At 68.7% G+C, this 24,584-nt stretch carries 24 protein-coding genes; 3 read left to right on the top strand and 21 right to left on the bottom strand.

Translation table 11 applies throughout. The annotated features are described in order from the left end of the window. Positions 1–183 precede the first annotated feature (183 nt). The gene (locus ACFYZZ_RS06460; protein WP_389173644.1) at positions 184–669 is read left to right on the top strand and encodes a pyridoxamine 5'-phosphate oxidase family protein; all 486 of its coding nucleotides are present in this window, start codon (positions 184–186) and stop codon (positions 667–669) included. An 85-nt stretch (positions 670–754) separates the two neighbouring features. Here the strand turns inward: ACFYZZ_RS06460 and ACFYZZ_RS06455 are convergent, their stop codons facing one another. The 6 genes from ACFYZZ_RS06455 to ACFYZZ_RS06430 all read right to left on the bottom strand — a co-directional run bounded on the left by ACFYZZ_RS06455 (position 755) and on the right by ACFYZZ_RS06430 (position 7,771). Next, positions 755–1,606, bottom strand: coding sequence for a universal stress protein (locus ACFYZZ_RS06455; RefSeq protein WP_389172317.1), 852 nt, complete (start codon positions 1,604–1,606; stop codon positions 755–757). A gap of 64 nt (positions 1,607–1,670) precedes the next feature. Next, the gene (gene pflA, locus ACFYZZ_RS06450) at positions 1,671–2,408 is read right to left on the bottom strand and encodes a pyruvate formate-lyase-activating protein (protein WP_389172315.1); all 738 of its coding nucleotides are present in this window, start codon (positions 2,406–2,408) and stop codon (positions 1,671–1,673) included. 8 nt (positions 2,409–2,416) lie between these two features. Further along, positions 2,417–4,678 (bottom strand): formate C-acetyltransferase, encoded by a 2,262-nt coding sequence (pflB, locus tag ACFYZZ_RS06445; RefSeq protein ID WP_389172313.1) that lies wholly within the window; start codon positions 4,676–4,678, stop codon positions 2,417–2,419. Positions 4,679–4,853: 175 nt separating this feature from the next. Continuing rightward, a complete protein-coding gene (locus ACFYZZ_RS06440; protein ID WP_389172311.1) occupies positions 4,854–5,294 on the bottom strand; it encodes a pyridoxamine 5'-phosphate oxidase family protein in 441 nt (146 codons plus the stop codon). 222 nt (positions 5,295–5,516) lie between these two features. Beyond that, entirely contained in the window at positions 5,517–7,295 is a 1,779-nt protein-coding gene (locus ACFYZZ_RS06435; RefSeq protein ID WP_389172309.1) for a GAF domain-containing protein, read from the bottom strand. Between the two features lie 47 nt (positions 7,296–7,342). Next, positions 7,343–7,771 (bottom strand): pyridoxamine 5'-phosphate oxidase family protein, encoded by a 429-nt coding sequence (locus ACFYZZ_RS06430; protein WP_389172307.1) that lies wholly within the window; start codon positions 7,769–7,771, stop codon positions 7,343–7,345. Positions 7,772–8,059: 288 nt separating this feature from the next. Here ACFYZZ_RS06430 and ACFYZZ_RS06425 point away from each other — a divergent pair, with 288 nt between their 5' ends. Next, positions 8,060–8,641 carry a hypothetical protein gene (locus tag ACFYZZ_RS06425; protein ID WP_389172305.1) on the top strand — a complete coding sequence of 194 codons (582 nt, stop codon included), beginning with the start codon at positions 8,060–8,062 and terminating at the stop codon, positions 8,639–8,641. 37 nt (positions 8,642–8,678) lie between these two features. Here the strand turns inward: ACFYZZ_RS06425 and ACFYZZ_RS06420 are convergent, their stop codons facing one another. Further along, positions 8,679–9,653 carry a helix-turn-helix transcriptional regulator gene (locus ACFYZZ_RS06420; RefSeq protein WP_389173642.1) on the bottom strand — a complete coding sequence of 325 codons (975 nt, stop codon included), beginning with the start codon at positions 9,651–9,653 and terminating at the stop codon, positions 8,679–8,681. Positions 9,654–9,789: 136 nt separating this feature from the next. Between ACFYZZ_RS06420 and ACFYZZ_RS06415 the strand changes: the two genes are divergently transcribed. Beyond that, on the top strand, positions 9,790–10,185 hold the full coding sequence (locus ACFYZZ_RS06415; protein WP_389173640.1) for a RidA family protein: 396 nt from the start codon (positions 9,790–9,792) through the stop codon (positions 10,183–10,185). A gap of 89 nt (positions 10,186–10,274) precedes the next feature. Here the strand turns inward: ACFYZZ_RS06415 and ACFYZZ_RS06410 are convergent, their stop codons facing one another. The 14 genes from ACFYZZ_RS06410 to ACFYZZ_RS06345 form a co-directional block, all read right to left on the bottom strand. Next, on the bottom strand, positions 10,275–11,624 hold the full coding sequence (locus tag ACFYZZ_RS06410) for a replication-associated recombination protein A (protein WP_389172304.1): 1,350 nt from the start codon (positions 11,622–11,624) through the stop codon (positions 10,275–10,277). Positions 11,625–11,770: 146 nt separating this feature from the next. Further along, entirely contained in the window at positions 11,771–12,604 is an 834-nt protein-coding gene (locus ACFYZZ_RS06405; RefSeq protein WP_389172302.1) for a PhzF family phenazine biosynthesis protein, read from the bottom strand. Positions 12,605–12,666: 62 nt separating this feature from the next. Further along, positions 12,667–14,346, bottom strand: coding sequence for an asparaginase domain-containing protein (locus ACFYZZ_RS06400; protein WP_389172300.1), 1,680 nt, complete (start codon positions 14,344–14,346; stop codon positions 12,667–12,669). After that, positions 14,340–14,816, bottom strand: coding sequence for a DUF488 family protein (locus ACFYZZ_RS06395; protein WP_389173638.1), 477 nt, complete (start codon positions 14,814–14,816; stop codon positions 14,340–14,342). The genes ACFYZZ_RS06400 and ACFYZZ_RS06395 overlap by 7 nt, the downstream gene beginning before the upstream one ends. Before the next feature lie 20 nt (positions 14,817–14,836). Then, positions 14,837–15,844 carry a methyltransferase gene (locus ACFYZZ_RS06390; RefSeq protein ID WP_389172298.1) on the bottom strand — a complete coding sequence of 336 codons (1,008 nt, stop codon included), beginning with the start codon at positions 15,842–15,844 and terminating at the stop codon, positions 14,837–14,839. A gap of 63 nt (positions 15,845–15,907) precedes the next feature. Further along, on the bottom strand, positions 15,908–16,318 hold the full coding sequence (locus ACFYZZ_RS06385) for a VOC family protein (protein WP_389172296.1): 411 nt from the start codon (positions 16,316–16,318) through the stop codon (positions 15,908–15,910). 53 nt (positions 16,319–16,371) lie between these two features. Further along, positions 16,372–16,863 carry a PhzA/PhzB family protein gene (locus tag ACFYZZ_RS06380; protein WP_389172294.1) on the bottom strand — a complete coding sequence of 164 codons (492 nt, stop codon included), beginning with the start codon at positions 16,861–16,863 and terminating at the stop codon, positions 16,372–16,374. Between the two features lie 121 nt (positions 16,864–16,984). Then, a complete protein-coding gene (asnB, locus tag ACFYZZ_RS06375) occupies positions 16,985–18,841 on the bottom strand; it encodes an asparagine synthase (glutamine-hydrolyzing) (RefSeq protein WP_389172293.1) in 1,857 nt (618 codons plus the stop codon). Between the two features lie 43 nt (positions 18,842–18,884). Continuing rightward, a complete protein-coding gene (gene phzG, locus ACFYZZ_RS06370) occupies positions 18,885–19,502 on the bottom strand; it encodes a phenazine biosynthesis FMN-dependent oxidase PhzG (RefSeq protein WP_389172291.1) in 618 nt (205 codons plus the stop codon). Further along, entirely contained in the window at positions 19,499–19,846 is a 348-nt protein-coding gene (locus ACFYZZ_RS06365; protein ID WP_389172289.1) for a hypothetical protein, read from the bottom strand. The genes phzG and ACFYZZ_RS06365 overlap by 4 nt, the downstream gene beginning before the upstream one ends. Next, on the bottom strand, positions 19,843–21,756 hold the full coding sequence (locus tag ACFYZZ_RS06360) for an anthranilate synthase family protein (protein WP_389172287.1): 1,914 nt from the start codon (positions 21,754–21,756) through the stop codon (positions 19,843–19,845). Before ACFYZZ_RS06360 ends, ACFYZZ_RS06365 begins: the two co-directional genes overlap by 4 nt. Next, positions 21,753–22,376, bottom strand: a complete 624-nt coding sequence (locus tag ACFYZZ_RS06355; protein ID WP_389172285.1) for an isochorismatase family protein — start codon at positions 22,374–22,376, stop codon at positions 21,753–21,755. Before ACFYZZ_RS06355 ends, ACFYZZ_RS06360 begins: the two co-directional genes overlap by 4 nt. Then, positions 22,364–23,572: a 3-deoxy-7-phosphoheptulonate synthase gene (locus ACFYZZ_RS06350; RefSeq protein ID WP_389172284.1), complete on the bottom strand. Its 1,209-nt coding sequence runs from the start codon at positions 23,570–23,572 to the stop codon at positions 22,364–22,366. Before ACFYZZ_RS06350 ends, ACFYZZ_RS06355 begins: the two co-directional genes overlap by 13 nt. A gap of 133 nt (positions 23,573–23,705) precedes the next feature. Next, positions 23,706–24,305 (bottom strand): YybH family protein, encoded by a 600-nt coding sequence (locus tag ACFYZZ_RS06345; RefSeq protein WP_389172282.1) that lies wholly within the window; start codon positions 24,303–24,305, stop codon positions 23,706–23,708. Positions 24,306–24,584: the final 279 nt, after the last annotated feature.

Below are 24,584 nucleotides of genomic sequence, written 5' to 3'. Positions count from 1 at the left end.
AGCGGACGCACACCAGGGCCGAACGGCCCTGGTGTGGCGAGTCCCGGCGCGGTTTCAATGATCTGATGCGTCTGTCCGCGGCGTGCGCTTCGGCGTTGCGCCGCGGACGCGCGTGCGTTCACCTCCCGGCACGTCGAGCAGAGACACACGGCAGTGAGCAACGAGACCGCACGGAAGTCCGCCATGACCGTCGACCGCACCCAGGCCCTTCCCGCCGAGCCGCGCCAGAGCATCGAGCTGGCCCGCGACGAGGCGCTGCGGCTGCTGGGCAGCGTCTCCTTGGGCCGGATCGTCTTCACCCGGCACGCACTGCCGACCGTGCGCCCGGTGAACCACGTCCTGGACGACGGCTGCATCGTCATCCGCACCCACGAAACCGCGGCCCTCACCTCACATGCACAGGAGGCCGACGGATCCGGCGTCGTCGTCGCCTATGAGGCCGACGTCATCGACCCGGACACCCACCTCGGCTGGAGTGTGGTGGTCACCGGTTACGCGCATCTGGTGACCGACCCGGATGAACTGGTTCGCTACCAGGGTCTGCTGGTGCCCTGGATGCAGCAGACCATGGACTACGCGGTACGCATCCGCCCCGAACTGATCACCGGTATCCGCCTGACGGCCGCCGAGCGCGTGGCCGAAGCAGACAGCCCCACTGGCGACTCCTGACCGCAGTTCACCTGCCACCGGCAGCGTCGGCCATGCGTGCAACCGCCCGCCGGCCCACCGGCCGACGGGCGGTTCGCTGACGGGATCAGGCGTGCGGGACCACCGCCACCGGTGCCGAAGCGTGCTGCAGCACAGCCTGGGTGACCGGCCCGATCGCGGGACCGACAGGCATCCGGCGCTCGGCGCGGCCGACCACGACCAGGGATGCGTCGCCGGAGGCCTCGGCCAGGTGCGTCCCGGCCGTGCCGATCACGGCCTGCTCGGTCACCTCGACGCCCGGGAACTTCTCCCGCCAGGCTTCCAGCACGTCGGACAGGGTGCGCCCGCTTGCCGCCCCGGGCTGTCCGGCCTCGGCGGCACCGACCTCGTCGTGGGCGTACGGCTCCGCGCTCCAGCCGTGGACGACGCGCAGCCTCGCCGCGCGCCGCGAGGCCGCGTCGAACGAGAACTCGAGCACCGCGTCGTGCGGAGCCGACAGATCGAGGCCGAGGACCACGTCGGGGACGGCGGTGGCCTGCGGCACGGTGTCGTGGGCGCCGGTCCGGTGCTCGTCCTGGCGGGGTCCGCCCGGTACCAGGACGACGGGCCGCTGGCTGCGCGCGACGACGGCGAGGGCGACGGACCCGGCCAGAAGACCTGCGACCCCGCCCGCCGGACCGGGTGAGCCGAGTACCACCAGGTCGGCACCCTCAGCCGCCGTGAGCAGCGCGGAGGCCGGCTCGGCGGCAACGCGGTCACCTTCGATCCGCAGGTCCGGGTGGCGGCGCGCGATCTTCGCCTCGGCTTCCCTCAGCGACCGGTCCGCGTCGGGAGACTGCCGTACGGCATGGACCAGACGCAGCGGAACGTCGCGGCGCCGGGCCTCCCGGGCGGCCCAGTCGGCGGCGGCGAGGGAGCCGGGCGAACCGTCCACGCCGACGATGATGGTGCGGGGCATGCTGATCTCCTTCTCGAATGTGAACTCACTGGGTGAACGGCATCGGTGTCACCCACCGCTCGGCTCACAGCGCCCGCAGGCCGTGATCCCTGAACTGCTCCCGCACCCGTTCCACCAGATTCAGGTCGGGCACAGGCGCGTCGCGCAACGGGAAGTCGATGCCGAGGGCGTCGTACTTGTGGGCACCGAGTTTGTGGAACGGCAGGACGTCCACCCGGTCCACGTTGCCGAGCCCGGCCAGGAAGGCACCGAGGCCGTCCACCGCGGACGGGTCGTCGGTCCAGCCGGGGACGAGGACGTAGCGGATGTGCACGGGGACGCCGAGCCGGTCCAGGCGGGTGGCGAAGGTGAGCGTCGGGGCCAGCCGGCCACCGGTGAGCTTGCGGTAGGTGGGGACGTCGAACGACTTGATGTCCAGCAGCACCAGGTCCGTGTCGGCGAGGAGTCGGTCGGAGGCCCGCTCGCCCAGGAAGCCGGAGGTGTCCAGCGCGGTGTGCAGTCCGGCCTTCTTGCAGCGGTGCAGGACGGAGCCGGTGAACGCGGGCTGGAGCAGCGGCTCCCCGCCGGTGATCGTCACCCCTCCCCCGGCGGTGGTCACGAAGCTCCGGTACTTCTCGATCTCGGCCATGACCTGGTCGACTGACGTCTCCCGGCCGTCCCGCATGTGCCAGGTGTCGGGGTTGGCGCAGTACAGGCAGCGCAACGGGCAGCCGCTGACGAACAGCACGAACCGGGTCCCGGGACCGTCCACGCCGGTGGACAGGTCCCAGGAGTGGATCCGACCGGTCACCGCCGGCGCCATCGTACCCTTCACAGCGACCCGTGGAAGGTGCGGCTGATCACGTCGAGCTGCTGCTCACGGGTCAGGCGGACGAAGTTGACGGCGTATCCGGAGACCCGGATGGTCAGATCCCGGTACTTCTCCGGGTGTTCCATGGCGTCTTCCAGGGTGGCCCGGTCCAGCACGTTGACGTTCATGTGGAAGCCGCCCGCGGCCATGTAGCCGTCGAGGATGCCGGCCAGATTGCCCGCGCGTTCCGCGGGGTCGTGGCCGAGCCCCTCGGGCGTGATCGTCGTGGTCAGGGAGATCCCGTCCCGGGCCTGCTCGTACGGCAGTTTCGCCACCGACAGCGCCGAGGCGACGACGCCGTGACGGTCCCGGCCGTTCATCGGGTTGGCGCCGGGCGCGAAGGGCTGACCGGCGCGCCGGCCGTCGGGGGTGTTGCCGGTGTGCTTGCCGTAGACCACGTTGGAGGTGATGGTCAGCACGGACTGGGTGTGTTCGGCGCCCCGGTAGGTGGGGTGCTTGCGCACCTTCGCCATGAACGACTCGACCAGGTCGACGGCGAGCGCGTCGACGCGGTCGTCGTTGTTGCCGTACGCGGGGAACTCGCCCTCGGTCTCGTAGTCCACGGCGAGCCCGGTCTCGTCCCGGATCACCTTCACCCGGCCGTACTTGACGGCGGACAGGCTGTCCACGGCGACCGACAGGCCGGCGATGCCGCAGGCCATGAAGCGGTGGACCGGGTGGTCGTGCAGCGCCATCTCGATGCGCTCGTAGGCGTACTTGTCGTGCATGTAGTGGATGACGTTGAGCGCGTCGACATACGTCTCGGCCAGCCAGTCCAGCATCCGGTCGTACGCCGCCGACAGCTCGTCGTAGTCGAGGTACTCGCCGGTGAGCGGGGACATCTCGGATGCGATCTGCTCGCCGGTCAGCTCGTCCCGGCCGCCGTTGACGGCGTACAGCAGGGCCTTGGCGAGGTTGACCCGGGCGCCGAAGAACTGCATCTGCCTGCCCACCGCCATGGCGGACACGCAGCAGGCGATGGCGGTGTCGTCGCCGGTGCGGGGGCGCATCAGGTCGTCGGACTCGTACTGGATGGAGCTGGTGTCGGTGGAGACCTGGGCGCAGAACCGCTTGAACCCTTCGGGCAGTCGCGGCGACCACAGCACGGTCAGGTTCGGCTCCGGTGCGGGCCCGAGGTTGTAGAGGGTCTGCAGGAAGCGGAAGGAGGTGCGGGTCACCAGCGGTCGGCCGTCGGCGCCGATGCCGCCGATGGACTCCGTCACCCAGGTGGGGTCGCCGGAGAAGAGGGCGTCGTACTCGGGGGTGCGCAGGAACCTGACGATCCGCAGCTTGATCACGAAGTCGTCGATCAGCTCCTGGGCCCGGACCTCGTCGATGCGGCCCTCGTCCAGGTCCCGCTGGAGGTAGACGTCCAGGAAGGTCGAGGTGCGGCCCAGCGACATCGCGGCGCCGTTCTGCTCCTTCACGGCGGCCAGGAAGCCGAGGTAGAGCCACTGCACGGCCTCCTGCGCGGTGGCGGCCGGCCGGGACACGTCACAGTTGTACGACGCCGCCATCCGCGTCAGCTCACCCAACGCGCGGATCTGCTCGGCCAGTTCCTCGCGGTCGCGGATGACGTCCGGGGTGGAGGGCTGGGCGTCCAGCAGGGCGCGTTCGGCCCGCTTGGCCTCGATCAGCCGGTCGGTGCCGTAGAGCGCGACGCGCCGGTAGTCGCCGATGATCCGGCCCCGGCCGTAGGCGTCGGGCAGCCCGGTGATGATGCCGGCCTTGCGGGCGGCGCGCATCTGCGGGGTGTAGGCATCGAAGACGCCGTCGTTGTGGGTCTTGCGGTAGGTGCCGAAAACCTTGGTCACGAACGGGTCGGGTGCGTAGCCGTACGCCTTCAGCCCGTTCTCGACCATCCGCAGGCCGCCGTTCGGCATGATTGCCCGCTTCAGCGGGGCGTCGGTCTGCAGCCCGACGATCAGCTCACGTTCCCGGTCGATGTAGCCGGGCGCGTGCGCGGTGATCGTGGCAGGGGTGGCGGCGTCCACGTCGAGGATGCCCTTGCGGCGCTCCTCGGGGAACAGGGCGCTGACCTTGTGCCATACGCAGAGCGTGCGCTCGGTCGGGCCGGCCAGGAACTCGGGACCGCCCTCGTACGGCGTGTAGTTGGCCTGGATGAAGTCACGCACGTCGACACTCTCGCGCCACCGCGGTCCGGCGAAACCCCGCCAGGCCTCGGTGGGTGCGGCCACGTCCGGGTGGGGTGCCACGGTCATCTCTGCCTCCATCGTTCGCGACACCGCTCAGGGAAGGTCCCGTGGGCGGCTCCACCGACGATGCTCCTCGCCCGTCACCGCGGGAGGCAGGGCCTGCGGGAGCCCGTTGCCCTGCCGTCCGACCCCACCGTCGTAGGGACGTTCGGTCCCGGTGGTGAGAGGCGATGCGCGGGCGTCAGGCCGACAGGGGTACGCCGTACATGGTCCGGCCGCCGACGAGTTCACGCCCGGTGACCAGTTCGGGGTCGATACGGACGATGACCTCGTCGGGCGACGGGGCCCAGGAGCGTGGGGACATCCGCTCAAGGCGTTCCAGTTCCGGCCCGTCGGTCACGATCTCGGCCCGGCCGGTGACGACGAGACTCCAGCCGGCCTGCCGTGCCACGTCGACCGCGTCCGCCTCGAACGCGACGACCGCACCGTCGACCGCGCGGGCCGGCTCGGACGCCGCCGATGTGCGCAGCAGCACCGCTCCGTCCGTGTCAAGGCCGAAGTTGACCGGCACCACCGCGGGCAGGGCCTGCCGCGTGTAGACGAGCCGGCCCACGGGTGCTGTCGCCAGCATGCGCAGGCACTCGGCGCGACCGAGTTCGCGGAATCCGTCGTTGGGGTGCATGAGCCAGCCCTCCCTCGACCGGTGCATGGGTTCCGTCCATGCTGAGCCCGGCCGCCGCCGTGGGTGAGTGCCACCCGTCCCGCGCTGACCGGAGAGTGGCCCACGCGCGCATGCCGTTCACCGGGGGTCGAACGGCCCTTCCGGCCGTGCCCTGGATCCGGCTTTCCTCTGACCATGGCCGAAACCCTCGTCAGGGCGTGAAGAAGTGTCTTCCTGGGCAGATCACCCGCCCGCCCGAGCAGTCTCGCCGCCGACCGGCAGGGGTACGGTCCACTCCAGAAGCGTGCCGGAAGGGTCACGGCGAGCGACGTCGAAGGTACCGCCGAGTTCCTCGGCACGGCTACGCAGGTTCGCCAGCCCGCTGCGGCGAGTGACGGCCGGGTCGACGCCGCGTCCGTTGTCGGCGACGGTCAGCCGCAGCGTCCGGTCAAAGGCTTCGGCGGTGACCTCCACCGTCGTGGCCTCGGCATGCCGGGCCGCGTTGGTCAGGGCTTCGCGCAGGACCGCGAGGAGGTGGCCCGCGTGCGTGGCGGGCACGTCGGTGTCCAGCAGACCGGTCATGCGCAGAGCCGGGGCGAAGCCGAGGACCCGAGTGGCTTCGTCCGTGAGGCCGAGCAGCTCGGCGCGCAGTCCACCGGATCGCTCCTGCCGGCCGCGGTGCTGCAGGCCGAAGATGGTCGAGCGGATGATCTTGATCGTGTCGTCCAGGTCGTCCACGACCCGCTGGATGCGCTCGACAGCGGTGGGCTGGTCGCGCACGTGGCCGAGCACGGCTTGGAGCGTCAGTCCGTCCGCGAAGAGACGCTGGATGACCTGGTCGTGCATGTCGCGGGCGATGCGGTCGCGGTCACCGAGCAGCGTGAGCTGTTCGGATTCCCGACGGTGCTCGGCGATCTTCAGCACCAGGGCCGCCTGATCGGCAAAGGTGAGGACCATGTCGAAGGCCGCGTCACTGAAAGAGGGTCTGCCGGGCACATTGGCCACCAGCAGCACACCACGTACCCCCTCGCTGTCCCCTACGGGCACGAAAAAGGCAGGGCCCAGGCGCACCGCGGAGGCGCTGCCACCCGCTCCTCGGGGGTCGTCGCTGAGGGTCTCACTCGTGATCGGCTCTCCGGTGGTGAACACCTTCGCCGCCAGGGTGGTCGCCGGCAGCGCCAGGCCGAGCACCTCGTCGGCCCGCTCACCGGCCGCGGCCTCCACGATCAGATCCGAGCCGTCCCGCACGGGCCGGGCCAGGGTGACCAGGTCGCTCTCGGTCATCTGCCGGACCGTGTCGGCCAGGGACCGCAGGATCTCCTCGGGGGGCGTCCCCGACAACAGGGCACGGGTCATGTCCGCGCTGGCGGACAGGCGACGCTCGCGGTGGCGGCTGCCGTCGTACAGGCGGGCGTTGTCGATCGCCACGCCCGCGGCGGCGGCGAGGCTCTGCAGCACCACCTCGTCGTCGGCGTCGAAGGCCAGACCGCCACGCTTGTCCGTCAGATAGAGGTTGCCGAAGACCTTCCCGCGCACCTGCACGGGGGCGCCCAGGAACGTACGCATGGGCGGATGTCCCGGCGGGAAACCCACCGACGCCGGGTGCTCCCCGAGATGGTCCAGTCGCAGCGGCTGGGGTTCCCGGATCAGCAGGCCCAGAATGCCGCGCCCCTCGGGGTAGTGGCCGACCTTCGCGATCGCCGCCTCGTCCATGCCGACCGTGATGAACTGCCGGATCGTACCCTCTTCGCCCAGCACGCCCAGCGCGCCATAGGTGGCGTCCACCAGATCGACGGCCGACTGCACGATCCGTCGCAGCAGATCCTCCAGATCGAGGTCGCTGCCGATCGCCATCACGGCGTCCAGCAATGTGTGCATGCGGTCCCGCCCACCGCGGACCCGCTCCACGTGCTCCTGCAGCTCGCTCAGGAGCGCGTCCATCCGCAACGGCGATACCGCGCCGGAACGCTCGGCTCCGGACCGCTCGTCCGTGCCGGTGCCCTCGTCGTCTTCCCTGACCATGGGAGACAGCATGCCCGAACGGCCCTACCGGCAGACAGCCCGCCCTGCTAGGCGCAGGACTCAGCGGCAGACGACACCATCTCCCGGCCGGTGACCAGTTCCGGCTCGATGCGGATGAAGACCTCCTTCGACGCCGTCGCCCAGGAGACAGGGCCCGTGCGGGCCAGGTCTTCGTGCTCGGCGGGGTCGGTCACCACCGTGGCCGCGCCTGTGATGACCACGCTCCACCCTGACCGCCGGGCCGTGTCGACGTCATCGGCCTCGAAGGCGACCACTGCCCCGTCGACAGCGCGGACCAGGTCCGAAGCTTCGCAAGTGCGCACCACCACAGCACCATCGGCTTCGAGGCTGAAGCTGACCGGCGACACGGCAGGGAGGGCCTGGCGCGTGTAGACGATGCGACCGACGGGTGCCTTGGCCATCAGCCGCAGGCACTCGTGCCGCGCAAGTTCGCGGAAGCCGTCATCGGGGAACATCGGTCAGTCTGTCCTCAGCCATGGGGTGCGGCGGTACTTCGTTCTCTCACCTTGCGCCGGATGACGCCCGGGGATCAGGGCCCATGGGTCCCGACGGTGCCGGAGAGCGACCCTGAGGCAACCGGAAGCGCCGCCGGCTCACTACCTGCGGGGACCGGGACGAACGGACCAGGCGCGGCTGCGAGCAGGTCCGGATAGCCCCTCCATGACGGCCTGGTCGGCCCATGCCGCGGCTCGCTTCCGGCTGTCACCTTCATGGGCAGTGCGATGACGGCGCGAGGGAGGGTCATGAACGGCAACCGGCGTACCAAGAAGATGCTTTGGCGATGGCGGAACAATCCCCTACGGCGGCATGGCGACATCGTCGAGGCCTGGGTGGTACTGGCCATATGGGTGGTTGTCGCCGTGGGAGGCACCGTCGTCGGCCTGCTGACAACCCACTCGGCCAGTGAGGTGTTCACCCGGCAGCGACTGGAGCGACATCCCGTGCACGCCGTGCTCCTCACCGACGTACCTCGAAAGCCGACGGGGAGCTGGACCACGATCGACAAGATCTCCACGCGGGTACGGTGGACGGCGCCCGAAGGATCCGTCCACACCGACAAGGCCCTGGTGAATACCGGTCTCAAGGCCGGATCCAGGGTCCTGGTCTGGACGGACGACAGGGATCAGGTCGTCACGGAGCCCCCGAGTCCCTCCGATTCGGCCGTAGAAGCCGGTCTCCTGGCCACCGGGGCCGTACTGGCATTCGCCGGCCTCGCCCTCGGCGTTGGAGGCCTCGCCCGGTGGAAGCTCGAACGGCAACGCATCGAGCAGTGGGACAGGGAATGGGAACTTGTCGGCCCGCAGTGGGGCCACAAGACTGGATGACCCGCGTCGAATGACGGCTGTGAGCGGCTTCTCACTCTCAGGGTGAGTGTCTGTAGCGGGTGGCGACCGCGGTCGCGCGGTTGTGCAGGGAGGTGCGCAGCGATTGCGGGGCCAGCGCTTCCGCGTCCGTACTGAGCTGCCACAGCGCCCATTCGGCGTGTCGTGCATCTTGGAAGGTGACCTCCAGCCGCAACCAGCCGTCTGCGTCGGGGTCTTCTGCGCGGACGGCCAGCGCGGTGTCCAGCAGGTCCTCCCGCCGCGCCGGGTTGACCCGCACCAGCACGGTGATGTGGTCGCCGCCGGAGAGGAACTGCGCGGAGCGTTCCCGCCAGATCCGGTCCAGGTCAACCCGGTTCGGTCGCTGCGCCGCTTCGGGGAGTTCCTCGGCGGCCAACACCCGCGACAGCCGGTAGGTGCGGTCTGCGCCGGATCTTGTGGCCAGCAGGTATCCCCGGTCGCGTACGGTGACCAGGCCGATCGGGTCCACCGTGCGCCACTGCGGTGCCTGGCCCGTGGCCGCGTAGTGGATGCGCAGCTTGTGTCCGGCGAGCACCGCGCGCCGGATCTCGATCATTGTGGTGTCGGGTAACTCCGCGGTGGCCGGCCGGCGTGAGAGCAGGTCGGTCTCCGGGTCGACGAGAAATCGCTGGGTCGCGTCGCTCGCGGAGGCCCGGTGGCTTTCGGGCAGCGCGTCGACCACTTTGCGCATGGCCGAGGCGAGCGCCGAGCCGAGGCCGAACACCTGCTCGCCGCGCCCCGATCCGGCGGTCAGCAAGGCAAGGGCCTCGTCGTGGTTCAGTCCGGCGAGCTCGGTCCGGAAACCGGGCAACAAGGCGAAACCGCCGTGCCGCCCGCGTTCGGCGTAGACCGGGACACCGGCCGCGGACAGCGCCTCGATGTCGCGCAGCACGGTGCGGGTGGATACCTCCAGCTCGCGAGCCAGCTCGTCCGCAGTGAGCCGACCCCGGTGGCGCAGCAGCAGCACCAGCGAGAACAACCGGTCGGCGCGCATACGAAAACTGTAACGGAATACATGACTGAGGATGTCGTGATTTCTTGGGAGGCTCATGATCGCGACGTCCGAACCGGCGACGAGCGAGCCCACGGACGGACGTACTGCCAATGAATCGAATCGAGTTGGGGTGGCAATGGAACGAGCGGCGGTCAACCCGGTGCCGTGGTCGGTGGAGATGGGATTCAACCAGGGGGAGGTCGTCTCCGGACACACACGGACCCTGTACATCTCGGGGCAGACCGCGATGAGCGGCGACGGCAAGCCCCTGCATGACGATGACATGGCGGCTCAGTTGAAGCTGAGCATCGACAACGTGGAGGCCGTGCTCGGCGAGGCCGGCATGTCCTTCGCGAACCTCGTCCGGCTCAACGTCTACACGACCGACGTCGATCTGCTCTTCCAGCACTACGGCGTGCTGGCGGGGCGGTTGGGCGCCGCGGGGGTGGCGCCGACCACCACGATGCTCGAGGTGAAGCGACTGGCGATCCCCGGCCAGATGGTCGAGCTCGAGGGAACCGCCGTCGCGTGATGCGACCTCGGCTGGTCGTGCCGGTTCAACCGGCACGACCAGCCGGGCAGGTGAGTGATTTCCGCACCCTGACGACAGCGGCACTACCTCTACCCGCCGCGCACTGCGCGGCGGAGCTTGGTGAGACGCTCGTGCAGGATGCGTTCCCCGCCGTGCTGCGTGGGGCGGTAGTAATCCTTCCCCACCAGTTCGTCCGGCGGGTACTGCTGCTCCAGGACTCCGTCGGACGTGCGGTGGGGGTAGCGGTAGCCGACCGCGTTGCCCAGCTCCGCGGCGCCTGCGTAGCGTCCCTGTCGCAGGTGAGCGGGTACCTCACCGACGGCGCCCGCCCGGACGTCGGCCATGGCCTCGTCCATCCCGACGATCACCGAGTTCGACTTCGGCGCCAGGGCCAGATGCACGGTGGCCTGCGCCAGGGCGAGTCGGGCCTCGGGCATCCCGATCAGCTGGACCGTCTGCGCCGCGGCGACGGCGGCCTGCAGCGCTGTGGGGTCGGCCAGCCCGACGTCCTCACTGGCGTGCACCAACAGCCGCCGCGCGACGAACCGTGGGTCCTCCCCAGCCACGAGCATGCGTGCCAGGTAGTGCAGCGCGGCGTCGGGGTCCGAGCCGCGGATCGACTTGATGAACGCGCTGATGACGTCGTAGTGCTGGTCACCCTGCCGGTCGTAGCGCACGGTGGCCTGGGCGACGGCCCGCTCCACGGCCGGCACGTCGATCACCTTGCCACCCGTGTCAGCCACCCCGTCGGCACTCGCCTCCAGCGCGGTCAGCGCGCTACGGGCATCGCCGGCGGCAAGGCGCACCAGGGCGTCCTCGGCCTCGGCCGACAGCGAGACCGAACCGTCGAGGCCGCGCTGATCCGTCACCGCCCGCCGCAGCAGTTCGCGGACCTCGTCCTCGCTCAGGGACCGGAGCTGCAACACCAGCAACCGCGAGAGCAGCGGCGAGACCACCGAGAAGGACGGGTTCTCCGTGGTGGCAGCAACGAGCAGCACGAGCCTGTCCTCGACGGCTCCGAGCAACGCATCCTGCTGGGTCTTGGAGAAGCGGTGGACCTCGTCGATGAACAGCACGGTCTGCCGGTTGTGACGGTGGTGGCGGTGGCGTGCGTCGTTGATCACCTCGCGCAGTTCCTTGACTCCGCTGGACAGCGCCGAGAGGGCGACGAAGTACCGGGTGGCGCCGGTGGCGAGCAGACGCGCGATCGTGGTCTTGCCGGTGCCGGGCGGGCCGTAGAGCAGCACCGACGCCGCCTCCCCGCCCTCCACCAGCCGCCGCAGCGGCGCGCCGGGGCCCAGCAGGTGTGACTGCCCGACGACCTCGTCGAGCGCGCGCGGCCGCATCCGCACCGCCAACGGCGCGGTGGCCCGCACGGGTTCAGCGGGCGGGGTGTCGGACGCCGGCAACTCGAACAGCCCCTCCCCCTCGGCGGTCATCACTCCCCCCGTCCCTCGACACAGAGCACACCTTGGTGTCGGAGTCGGCTGCGCGTCCGATGTGCTCGGTCGCCTCGTCCTAACCCGGTCCGAATGATGGGTCGGTAACTCATGAAAAGGACCCTACGTCCTGTGGTTCTCGGCACTTACGCGTACAGCGTTCCCCGGGCGACGACGACGGCGGATCCCGCCACCTGGACCGACTCGATCCGTTGCGGCGTCCCCATGGCCCGGGCCCGCATCGTCGAAGGACGGCCGATCTCGACACCCTGCTGGATCTCGATCCACTCCCCGAAGGGAATCAGTCCGTGCCGGGCCAGGTGTACCGCGAGCGCACCAGCGGCCGAGCCGGTGGCCGCGTCCTCCACTACGCCATAGGCGGGCGAGAACATCCGCAGCCGCCATCGTGAGCCCGAACCGGCGAAGCAGTTGGCGGCCATGTCGGGCAGCCTGGCGAGAATCCTCTGGTCCGGCTCCAGACCTGAGAGCGCAGCCACGCTGTCGAGGCCGACGAACACGTGCCGCGGTCCGTTGCAGTAGACCTCGACCGGCAGGGTGCAGGCGGAGGCCGCCAGACCGAGACCGGCGAGCAATTCGTCGGCACGGTCGTAGAGTTCCCACGTCGGGACGGGTTGCCACATGCGAGCCGCGCCGACCGCGCCGTCGCCGGCCCGCTCGAGATCGAACGCCACGGTGCCCATGGCGGTCTCCATGCGGAGCGTCTCCGCCGCCTTCAACTCGCCGAGCACGATGGCAGTACCCAGGGTCGGATGCCCGGCGAACGGCAACTCGTTCACCGGGGTGAAGATGCGGACCCGCACATCACCGTCGCCTTCCGCGGGAAGGACGAAAACGGTCTCCGACAGGTGCATCTCCTGCGCGATCTGCTGCATGCGCTCGGGGGAAATGCGGGAGGAATCCACGAAGACCGCGGTCGGGTTTCCTTCCAGCGCGACGTCGGTGAAGACGTCGGCCACCACGTACTCATATGTACCCATGGGTTCCCGTTCTCGAAGTGGGGAGTCGGTGGACACGTGTCGGGTCAGTGGGTGTCGAACAGGGTCTGGTATCGAGCGACTGCCTTTTCTGTGGCGGCACGCTCGTCAGAAGTCGGGTTGAACGGATCTGCGGCAGGGGGCAGGGCACCGAGTTTGAGCAGCGCGGCCATGAGAAGCATGCGCGCTTTGGTGGCTGTGAGGTTGTTGCCCGAGATGAACGTCGGGTCGGTCCGGTACGCCATGCCTCCGGTGTTGCCGCGGCCGGTGCGGACCACCGGCATGCCGGCGAAGAGGGCGACGCTCAATGCCGCGTTCCTGGTCGGGTCGGCCATCCCGAACGGCGACATGCCTTCACATACGAAACCGGCCAGTGGCGCACCGGCGAGATTGGCGTTGATCCGTGCGAAGATCTCGACCTCGTCGTCGGCGGTGGGCGCACCGTCGGTGCCGGTCCGTGTTGCCGCATACCGGGTGTACTTGGTGATCGTGACGTGCGGCATGGCGGTGGGTACGAGTCCGTCGGCGTCCTTGGTCGAGACGTCGGCCAAGGACACGCCCGTGTCCAAGGTCCCGGTGACGCCGGGCACCCGCTCGGGGAGCACGGTGAGGCGTAGCTCCGAGCAATGTGTGTGGCGACGGACCGGGAGGTACGTGAGTTGAGGGGGGCCATAGCCACCCAGGTCGGCAACGACTCCTCCATGACCGCCGGTGACTTCGTAACCGCCCGGTCGGGCGTCGACCTTGGTCACGTCCCGGGCCGAGTAGACGAGTTCATCGACGATCACGCAGGCACCGACGCGGTCTTCGCCCCGCTCGTTCAGGGCGACACCCGACGCGATGTACTTCACGCCGTCCACCACGTTGCGGTCGCCGTCGGCGCTCAACGACTGGTGACGGCGTTGAGCCGCGTGTCCGACGAGTGGCACCGTCGTGTCGACCACCAGTCCGAGCCAGTACAGGGTCTCCTCGACAGTCGGACTCCCCTCGAGCCATTGGACGCCGGCGTACTTTCCCGTGGCGAGGACGGCCTGGACCTGGTTGGTCGCCTCGGCGAGGTTCGTCAGGCCGGGTTCGCTCTGCAGGTGGTAGGGGTAGTAGACGAAGAAGTCCTGCCCATGGCGCTCGGCATCGGGGTCTGCGGTGTATCCGCCCGACGGAGCAGCGCGGAAGAAGTCGAAGTCGGCGCTCGACCAGAGCTCGACGGGCGTGCCGTGGTCGGCAAGGCCGAACCGCTCGATCTCCTCGTAGAAGCGGCGAGCGTCGGGGTAGAACGTCTGCCGAGCGGCTCCCGGTGGTGCGAACGGTGTCGTCGAGGTTTCCTCCCAAGGGGATCCATTCGCCCGTCTGGCCATGTAAGGGAGGGGATAGAGACCGTCGGCGGGATCGAGTTCGACGACATACACCGGTGTGGCGTCGTCGAAAGGCTGCTCCTGGTGGAAGTTGCCGTCTTTGTCGAGCCAGCCGTCCGGAGGGGCGTACAAGCCGGCCGCATCTCGTTCGAGTGGATGCGCGCTGAACGCCTCGATGTAGACCGTCACAGGTGCTGCGAGCCGCTGAGGGCGCAGGACGTCGAAGTGAGAGGGGCGTAGCGGGAGACCGTGGCGTGTGCGTGCCTTGTTCGATGTGATCAGGTCTGGTGTGTTCAGAATCGTCGCCGTCGGCCCGGCGAACACCGCGATCCGCGGTCGCGGCGCGCCGGCCGGAAGAATGTCGCTTGTCACCATGGCCGCAGGTGCTCGATCGTGACGTGGTGCCGTTCGGTCAGCCGCTGGGCGACCAACGATCGGTGGCAGGCCTCGGGGTCGCGCTCGACACAGAAGAGCGCCGCGGTTCCGTCGCTCGGCAGCGCCGACACGATCGGCGCGAGGTCGGCGTGGTCGAGGATCTCGCTCGTGTAGCGGCGGGTGTACTCGGCAGCGAGTTCGCGGCGGGAGCGTTTGCCGACCCCGAGGCGGTCGTCCTCGGCGTACTGGAGCTGACGCAGCTCGGTGGTCGGGGCGAGTTCCCGGTGGTGTTCGTAGGCGATCCCGGCGTCGGCGAGGGCCGCCTGCAGCCGGCGTGAGTTCGCCCAGGCGTAGTCGGGTCCGCGGACGCCGCGGCGCTGACGTACGTCGAGCAGTAGACGAACGTTCGCCCGCTGTAGTTGTTGCAGGAAGGAATCGCCGTCGAAGCCATAGACGCCGATGGTTGCCATCGTGAGCACTGGAGATCTCCTCATCGAGATCGAGCGATCAGGGCGGTCGTCTCCATGGGCAACTCGGTGACCGCCCCGACGTCCAGGCCGGCCCGGTTCAGCAGCGCCGTGATCCCCTCAACGGTGCGGTGCCGGCCGCCGGTTGTCATCAGGAGGTGCAGATCCCACAGAGCGGGCAGCATGGTGGAGTTCTCGTCCTCGACGAAACGGTCGAGGATGAGCAGTCGCGACGAGGAGTCCGCCATGGCGCGGCGGCAGTTGTCGAAGACTTTGACGACCGCGTCGTCGTCCCAGCCGGCCAGCACTCGGCAGAGGATGTAGACGTCCCCGCCGGTCGGGACGCCTTCGAACATGTCGCCACCGACCAGGTCGACGCGGTCCAGTCCGATGGTGGCGGCCAGGTGCTCACGCGCCTTGGGCATCATGTGTTCGCGGTCGAAGAGCGTGCCTCTGGCATCCGGTGCGGCGCCGAGGATCGTGGCGAGCAGGTGTCCGCCCCCTCCACCCACGTCCACGACCATCTTGCCGCCGGAGAAGTCGAAGATCTCGGGTACTTGGTGGAAGAACATGCTTCCGGCGTTCATGGTGTGCTGGAATCGCCTGGCGGTGGCCGCATCCTGACCGAGATAGTCGTAGAACGACTGGCCGTAGGCGACCTCGAAACCCGAGCTTGCCGTACTGATGGCGTGGTGGGCGTGGCCCCAGGCGGAGTAGAACTCCTCGCCGTAGAGCAGGCACATGTCGCGTAGGGACTGAGGGCCGTCGAGCAGTGCCGCGCTCACATCGGTACTCCGGTAGCCGGCCGACTCGTTGCCCTCGAATACGCCCATGGCCACCAGAAGGCGCATCAGGCGGTGAATGCCCTCTTCATTCGCCCCGGTCGACTTGGCGAGTTCGACGGAGGTGGCCCGGCCGGCCTCGATATGGTCCGGCAGCCCCAGTTTGACGGCGGTGTAGAGTGCCTGCGCCCTCCATCCACCGGTGATGATGTCGACCACGTCTCGAGTGGCCTGCACGTCGACTGTCATTGAGACCTCTCCATTCGAAGACGGGATGTCCGCAGTAGGGCGTCTGACGGCCGTCGTGGTCGATCAGGACTGCCGCTGGGTGATGTTGACCATCCAGGTGATCCCGAACCGATCGACGAGCGTGCCGGCCTCGTCACCCCATGACTGCTTCTCCAGCGGCATCGTCACGGTGCCATCGACGGCCAGCTTCTCGAAGTAGTCGCGGAGCTTGGTGTCGTCTCCGCCGAGGTACAGCGCAACGTTGTTGCCCGGGTTGAAGGGCACCCGCTCCGGGACGTCCCACGCCATCACCCGGTACCCGTCCGCGGTGTCGAGCACGGCGTGCATGACCTTGTCGGCGTCGGGCATCTCCGACGAGCCGAAGTCCCCGAACGTGCCGATCTCCAGCTTGCCGCCGAGGACTTCCTGGTAGAACTCGATCGCCTGCCGTGCGTTCCCGTTGAAGGCGATGTACGGGTTGAGCCGAGATTCCATCCGATGTTCCTTGCTGTGGGTGCGAAAAACTTGAACCCGGCAGCGGGCAGGCCCTATGTAGGGATCCCGCCGCGGTTGACCTTCGGTACCTCGATCCCCAACGCACGCAGTTGCTGGAACGGGTTCATGAACTCGCGGTTCTGCTTGATCTTTCCGTTCTCGAGCAGGAACGAGTGTATGAAGTGGTTCCTGTAGTAGCCGGGCGGGTAGTCCGGGTAGAGAATCTGACCCTCTCCGTCACACTCGACCCAGAACCTGTTGGGGTCCTGTGTCTCGAAGATCTCCACGTTCTTCCATTCCCAGTCGGGGAACATGCGCAATGACCACTCGCCGTGCGCCTTGAGCTTCTCGTGCCCCTGGGAGGCGATCGGCTCACCGGTATCGCTCGTCCAGAGGCCGGCGCTGCCGTCCTCGGTGAAGAGCTGATACCGCGTCAATCGGTTCTCGCCCTTCCGGCTCATGTAATCCGCGACGACGGCACGGTGCCGGGCACGCAGGTCGAGGTCGGTCTCGAAGCCGCCAGGCCGAGTGTTGTCTGTTCCCATCTCGAACCCCTCAATCCGTGATGTGGGCGTGGATGTTGTCGCTCGTGATCGGTGCGTGCGGCTGGGCTGCCGACCGCTGCCTGCGACCGTCTCCGCTCGCAGGCAGCGGCGGCGATATCGGTCAGAGCCGGAGCTCGGGGCGGTAGATGTCCAACCAGGTACTCAGATCGAGTACGCGCTCCATCCCGTTGCGGACGTCGATGGGCATCGCACCCGAGTCCTGCCGCGTGATGTCCTGCAGCCAGCTGCGGTCGACCAGATCGAACACCGGGTCGTCGGTCGTGAGCAGTTCCTTGCACTGCTGCAGCAGCGCGCCGGTGTAGTGCGGATCCAGAGTCGCCGGGTAGGGAGCCTTCACCCGGCTCAGCACCGACTGGGGCAGCAGGTCGGCAGTTGCGGCGCGGAGCAGACTCTTCTCCCTGCCGTCGAAGGTCTTCAACGACCACGGGGTGTTGTAGACGTACTCGGTGAGCCGATGGTCGCAGAAGGGGACCCGGACCTCCAGTCCGACGGCCATGCTGATCCGGTCCTTGCGCTCCAGGAGCATGCGGACGAAGCGGGTCAGGTGGAGGTAGCACATCACCCGCATCCGCATCTCGTGGTCGCTCTCACCGTCGGCCCGCTCGACCTCGGCAACCGCGTCGGCGTAGCGGTCGCGAATGTAGGTGGGCAGGTCGAGGGCCGCGGTGATGTCGGCATTGAACCGGTCGGACACCTGGGCCCGCGCGCCGCTGACGAAGACGGCCATCCAGGGGAAGGTGTCCGCGGCCTGGACTTCCGGCTGGTGGAACCACCTGTACCCGCCGAAGACCTCGTCGGCGGACTCCCCGGACAGGGCGACCGTGGACTGCTCGCGGATGGCCTGGAACAGCAAGTAGAGCGAGGCATCCATGTCGCCGAGGCTGAGCGGACTGTCGCGCGCGGTGATGACCGCACGGCGCACCGCCGGGTCGGCGATCGCGGCATGGTCGAGCACGATGGTCTCGTGCTGCGCGCCGACGTGTGCGGCCACCTCCAGCGCGTAGGGGGCGTCCGACGTGGCGCGCAGCTCGTCAGCGACGAAATCGTCCTCCCGCCCGACGAAGTCCACCGCGAAGCTGCGCACCTTCTCCCCGGGCTCGCCGTGCTCCCCGGGCCTGCCGAGCTTGGCGGCGGCCAGCGCGGTGATCACACTGGAGTCCAGCCCGCCGGAAAGCAGGGTGCAGCGCGGCACGTCGGAGACCAGTTGCCGGCTCACGATGTCCTCGAGCAGGTCGCGCACGTGGGCGACCGTGGTCTTCCGGTCATCGGTGTGCGTACGGGTCGGCAGGGTCCAGTAGCGCCGCTCGCGCAGGCCGGCGCGGTCGACGGTGACCACGCCGCCCGGTACCACCTCGCGCATCCCGCACCACACCGCACTCCCCGGCGTCTGGGTGAAGCTGACCAGCTCACGCAGTCCGTCGAGGTCGACCGCGCGGTCCGCCAGCGGGTTGGCGAGGATCGCCTTCGGCTCGGCGCCGAACAGCACCCCGTCGTCGGTGCTGGAGAAATAGAGCGGCTTGACGCCCATCCGGTCGCGGATCATCACGAGCTTGTCGGTCCTGGCATCCCAGACGGCGAAGGCGTACATGCCGTTGAGGCGTTCGGCGACTGCCTCGCCCCACTCCAGGTAGCCGTGGAGCACCACCTCGGTATCACTGCGGGTCCGGAACCGGTGGCCACGACGGAGTAACTCGCTCCTGAGTTCGGTGAAGTTGTAGACCTCACCGCTGTAGGTGATCGCCACCGCGCCGTCGTCGGTGCGCACCTCCATGGGCTGGGTGCCGCCTTCGATGTCGATGACCGCCAGCCTTCGATGGCCGAGCGCCGCATGCCGGTCGACCCAGGTGCCTTCGGCGTCCGGTCCCCGGCAGGCCATGGTCGCTGTCATCGCGTCCAGCTCCGCGCGCTGCTGAGTCAGATCCCGATCGAACGAGACCCAGCCCGTGATTCCACACATCGACTTGCCTTTCTTCCTCTCGAATGCACTGCCCAGGGCACGGTCAGGGCTGGAGCCGGCCAGTACGCCAGCCGGAACCGTCACGCTCATAAAGCAGCCTCTGGTGCAACCGGTCCGGGTCGGCCTGCCAGAACTCGACCGCCGCGGGCTCCAGCAGATAGCCCAGCCAGCGGGCCGGGCGAGGCAGCGCCAAGCCGTCGCGACCCAGTTCCTCGGCCTGCTTCCGCAGCGCGTCCTCGTCCAGCAGCGGCGCGCTCTGATGCGAAGCCACCGACATCGGGTGCGCGCCGACCGGCCGGGCCGCCCACAGGGCGTCGGACTCCTCGTCGGGCAGCGGATGGGTCGGGCCGGTCACGCTCACCTGGCGGCCGGCCTCGCGCCAGTAGAGCACGCCTGATGCCCAGCCCGTCTCGGCCAGGTCCCGGCCCTTGCGGCTGTCGGCGTGGCTGGTGAACACCAGACCCGTATCGCGGACGGCGAGCACCTGCACGATCCGGTTGGAGGCGTGACCGCGGGCATCGGCGGAGGCCAGCGCCAGCGCCCCCGGCTCTCGGACGGCGTTCGCGACGGCGCTGTCGAACCAGGCCCGGAGCAGGCCCATCGGGTCGGCGGGCGGGGTGACGAACTCTTCGGCCGGCCGGGGTTGGGGCGATGCGCTCACGACGACTTCCCTGTCGGTTCGAAGGCCAGGCCGCGATCGACCAGCCGGCCGGAGTGGACACCTTCGACGATGGCCTCGATGTCGGTCATCATGCGGTCGGTCGGCGGGTATCCGATGAGCTCGGTGGCACGGTTCGGCGGCATCGGTGCCGTCAGGTCGGCTGTGGACTCCCACAGCATCACCGCGCCCCAGCGGTTGGTCTGCGGGTCGGAGATCCAGAACTTCAGCCGCAGCCCGTGAATCTGCGCCCACGGTTCCACGCCCTCGTCTCGCAGGTAGACGCGTAACGAGTCGATGGTCTGGTCGGACCCGGAGAGGTCCCACCAGGAGATGGTGGCTTTCATCCCTTCAGTGCCTCCTTGGTCTCCATCAGCGGCGCCAGCAGTTCACCCAGGACGCGCTCCCCGTCCTGGGTGAGCACCGATTCGAGGTGGAACTGCACCGAGCTGAAGTGCGGCCCGCGCAGGGCATGCACCTCGCCCGTGCCGGCGTCGAGGCTGACCTTCACCTCGCCAACGCCAGGACACTCCAACTGCTCAGCCCGTCCGCAGGCCACGTAGGAGTTGTAGAAGCCCACCCGTTCCCGCGAGCCGAACAGGTCGATCTCGCGCTGGGTGCCCTGGTTCGGGACCTCCCGGCGCCTCAGCCCGAGCCCGAGGTGCCGGCAGAGCAACTGATGGCTCAGGCACACAGCCAGGAAGGGGATGCGCCGGGCCAGCAAGTGCTCGATCGCCGAGGTGAGGTGAGCCATCCTGGGGTGGTCGGCCTCCCGCGGGTCGCCGGGTCCGGGGCCCAGTACGACGAGATCGTGGTCGTCGAAGCGGTGGGGTGCGTCGAAGCGGCTGAGTTGCACGGTCAGCCCGATGGCGCGCAGCTGGTGGGCCAGCATCGAGCTGAAGGTGTCCTCGGCATCGATGATCAGCGCCCGGCGGCCGGCCAGCACCGGATGCGGCTGCGCTCGCGCGTCTGCGTCGGTGAGCCAGAAGTTCGCGATCGTCGCGTTGCGCCTGCCCAGAGCTTCCTGGATCAGCGGGTGCTCGTCGAGCCGCTCGTCGGCGCCCAGCGCCGAGAGCAGGCCTGCGGCCTTGGTGCGGGTCTCGGCGACCTCGGTGTCGGGGTCGGAGTGCCGGACCAGGGTTGCGCCCACCCCGACCTCGACATGACCGCTGTCGTCGACGTCCGAGGTACTGATGTCGGCGGTGCGGATGAGGATGGCCGAGTCCAGGGTGCGCGCGCCCCCGGCGTCGCGGCCGATGAGGGCCGCGACGCCCCCGTAATACCCGCGGCCGCGCGGCTCGTAGCGGGCGATCACCCGGCAGGCGTTCTCGAGCGGGCTGCCGGTCACCGTGGGGGCGAACATTGTTTCCCGCAGGATGTCCCGGGGATCGAGGTCGCTGCGCCCCTCGATGATGTACTCGGTGTGCGCGAGCCACGCCATTTCCCGCAGGAACGGGCCCACCACCCGCCCACCGCCCTGGCAGACCCGGGCCATCATTTTCAGTTCCTCGTCCAGGACCATGTACAACTCGTCGGTCTCTTTGCCGTCGGTGAGGAAATCCATGACCTCCGACAGGACCGGTCCTGTCGGCGGGTAGCGGTAGGTGCCGCTGATCGGGGTCATCGCCGCGATCCCGTCCCGCAGGCTGACGTGGCGCTCCGGTGTGGCGCCGACGAAGGTCCGAGTGCCGGTGTGCACGAGGAAGGTCCAGTAGGCGCCGCTCTCCCGGGTGACCAACCGGCGGAACAGGCTCAGTGCGCTGCGCGTGGAGTACCCGGTGATCGTGGTGACGAACGAGCGCTTGATGACGAAGTTCGAGCCCTCTCCGGTGCCTATCTCGTTGTCGAGCACCGCGCGCACCGTGTCGGCGTAGGCGTCGTCCTCGGTGTCGAAACGCCCCCCGGTCAGGGTGATCGGCTCGTCCGGCAGGGATTTCAGCGCCTCGGACGTGGTGATCTGCCCTTGGCGGGTCACTGACATCGCGAGCAGCGGTGAGCCGTCCGCGGCGGCGGCGAAGCCGCGCTCGGTGATCTGCTGGTGGGGCACCAGGACCAGCGCTTCATGCCGGGCCTCGCCGGGCCGTCCGGCCAGATCGGCCACATCGGCCAGCGGGATGTCGGCGAGCCGGGCCGGGGTGCTGACCTGGCCCAGCAGGATCTCCACTCGGTCCGGGCCCAGCGTCTCGGGGCGGTGCAGCAGGGCGAAGGCGCCCGGATCGGGCCCCAGCACCTGCTGGAGTAACTGCGGCGAGTTCATTGGAAGACCTCCTCGGTGGTGGTGACCACCGCGCAGCGAGTGGCCGCGTAGTCGAGAGCCAGCCGGTGGTACTCGGCGGAGAAGTCGCCGGCGGCGTCGGCCACCAGAAACGGCTGGATGTCGTTGGTGAATGCCTCGAGGGCCGTCACCAGTACACCGACATGCGCGTACACCCCGCAGACGATCAGCTGGTCTCGGCCCTGGTCGCGCATCTGCGCCAGCAGGTCCGAGCGGAAGAACGCGCTGTAGCGCCACTTGGTGAGCACCTGGTCCGCCGGCCGGGGTGCGAGCTCCGAGACGATCTGACGGTCGATGGGGTCCACCTTCATCCCCGGACCCCAGAAGTCCTTCAGCAGGCCGCGTTCCTCATCCGTCATGCCACCGGGTTGCGCGGTGTAGAACACCGGGACCCCGAGCGCAGTACAGCGCTCCCGCAGCAGCACACAGTGGCGCACCAGCGGGTCACGCACCGACGAGGGAAACGGCGCGAGGAAATAGCGCTGCATGTCGTGCACGAGCAGCACCGCCCGGCGCGGGTCGAGGGTCCACTGCGCGGTGCTGACGGGCAGTTCTTCCGTCGTGGGCAATGGGTAGGCTGGAATCGGCGCTATGCCCGGCACGGTTCTCCCTCGGCCCGGTTCATCATCATCTGCGTCTGCCAGGCCGAGACCACCGATACTGCCTGGCGAGGGTTGAGGCGCGGGTCGCACAACGTCGTGTAGTTCTCGCCGATCCGGTCGGTGCCGCATCGGGCGTCGACGCATTCGGTCACGTCGTCGGGAGTGGTCTCCAGGTGTATCCCGCCCGGAATTCCGCCGGCTGTGCGAACGGCGACCTGGAAGGCCGTGACTTCCCGGACGATCGTCTCCACCATGCGGGTCTTGCGTCCCTCAGCGGTGGTCACCGTGTTGGCGTGCATGGGGTCGACCAGCCAGATCACCGGGTGTCCGGCGGCGCGCACGGCCTGGACCAACGGCGGCAGCAGATCCATGGTCGCGTCAGCACCCATCCGAGCGATCAAGGTAAGCCGGCCCGGCTCCCGTTCAGGGTCGAGCCGCGCGCACAGCCCGAGCAGCTCGGCGACCGTCATACGCGGTCCGACCTTGCACGCGACCGGGTTGACCACATCTGCCAACAGCGCGACGTGGGCTCCGTCGAGCTGGCGGGTTCGCTCGCCGACCCACGGCCAGTGGGTGGAAGTGAGCGCGACTCGGCCCTCCCGATCCCGGCGCAGCATCGGAATCTCGTAGTCGAGCAGCAGAGCCTCGTGGCTGGTCCACACCGCCGGATCGATGCGCGCCCGTGGCGTCGGGCTGAGGTTGGCCATGAGCTGGCTCGCCGCCCGGTAGCCCGCTAACAGGCGCCGGGGATCGTGCCGCCGTGCTTCCGGGTTCGGCTCCGGACCGTTCACCATGTGCCCGCGGTACACCGGAAGCTCGACGCCACCGACCCGCTCGGTGTGCGCCGACCGGGGCTTGGCGTACTGGCCTGCGATCCGGCCCACCCGCACCACCGGCTGATGAGTGATCGCGTTCATGACGCCGGCGAGCACGTTGAGGAGTCCCACCTTCCGCTCCACGTCGACTGCGGTGCATTCCGCGGGATCCTCCGCGCAGTCACCCGCCTGCACCACCTGTGCCTGCCCGGCGGCAACTCCGGCGAGCAACTCCCGGAGCCTGCCCAGCGATTCGGCCTCCACGAGCGGGGGAAGGGCCGCCAGTACATCCCGGACCTGCTCGACCTGTGCCGGGTCTCTCCATTGAGGCTGCTGCCGCACAACCGGGGCCTGTGAAACTTCGACCGAGGTGACGTTCAAGCTTTCTCCAATGGCCAATGAAAAAGCCCAATAAGGTGGCAGGGGTTGCCCCGAAACGCTTGATTTTGGGTACGGCGGAACAGACTCCCGTTCTAACGAGCAAAAGGAAGACGAGACCGCCGAGGCAGCCCTGTCAGTGGTGGTGCGAAAGCGCTGTTCCGCCGTGGGGCGGGTACGGGTTGTCCTGGACGTACAGCCACGTACCGTTCGGCTGCTCATGCACGGTGTCGCAGAAATTCCCACTGAAGCTCTCGCGGGTACCATCCGCGCGAGTCTGCTCCAGGGTGTATTTGCCCATGATGGACGCCGAGCGGCCGCGTACCGTGCCGTCCTTTGCGCGCTTCCCTCCCGCCAGGACAGTTTGGAGAGGGTTGACCGTGAGCACCGGATCCGACTTGAACCACTCGACGTAGAACGCCCTGATGTCCTCGCGGCCTCTGATGATCGACCCGTCGTAGTTGACGATCGCCGCTTCGGGCTCCTGGAGAGCGATGATTCCGTCCACGTCCTTGGCCTTGATCCTCTCGCCCAAGAGCTGCAGCAACTCGGCGGGGGTCTTGGCGGCGGCCGGCTTACCGCTGCGGTCCGCCGGGGTCGTGGTGGCAGTCGATTTACTCACGGCCGGCGCCGCATTCGACGTCTCGGCCAGGAAGAAGGTGGGGCCGACGATGCTCGCAGCCGTCAACACAATGGCGGTGGTAGCGATCGGCAGGGCACGCTTGATTCTACTCATGACATCTCCCCCAAACTGGAGATGGCAAGCAGGTGGACACAACGCGTCTGCGGCATTGGACTCTCGGGCCCACTCCTCGACGGAATACCCGCGATCCGTTCTTTACGGAATATCGCGATCCGCTCTCTGCGGAATACTGGGATCCGTTTTACCGAGGAATACCGTGATCCGTTTACTGGCGGGTGTGGTCGCACTCGCCCCCGTTTGCCATCCCGTCCCCGTGATGGCAGCTATATAACCGTCCGAAACTGTGGTCTGTCAACGCCAGGCAAAAATGCA

Origin of the sequence: Streptomyces sp. NPDC001816 (assembly GCF_042892235.1) — a bacterium.
GTDB lineage: Bacteria > Actinomycetota > Actinomycetes > Streptomycetales > Streptomycetaceae > Streptomyces.
Note: the sequence above shows the minus strand (reverse complement) of the source record. Positions and strands in the feature narration are given on the sequence as shown.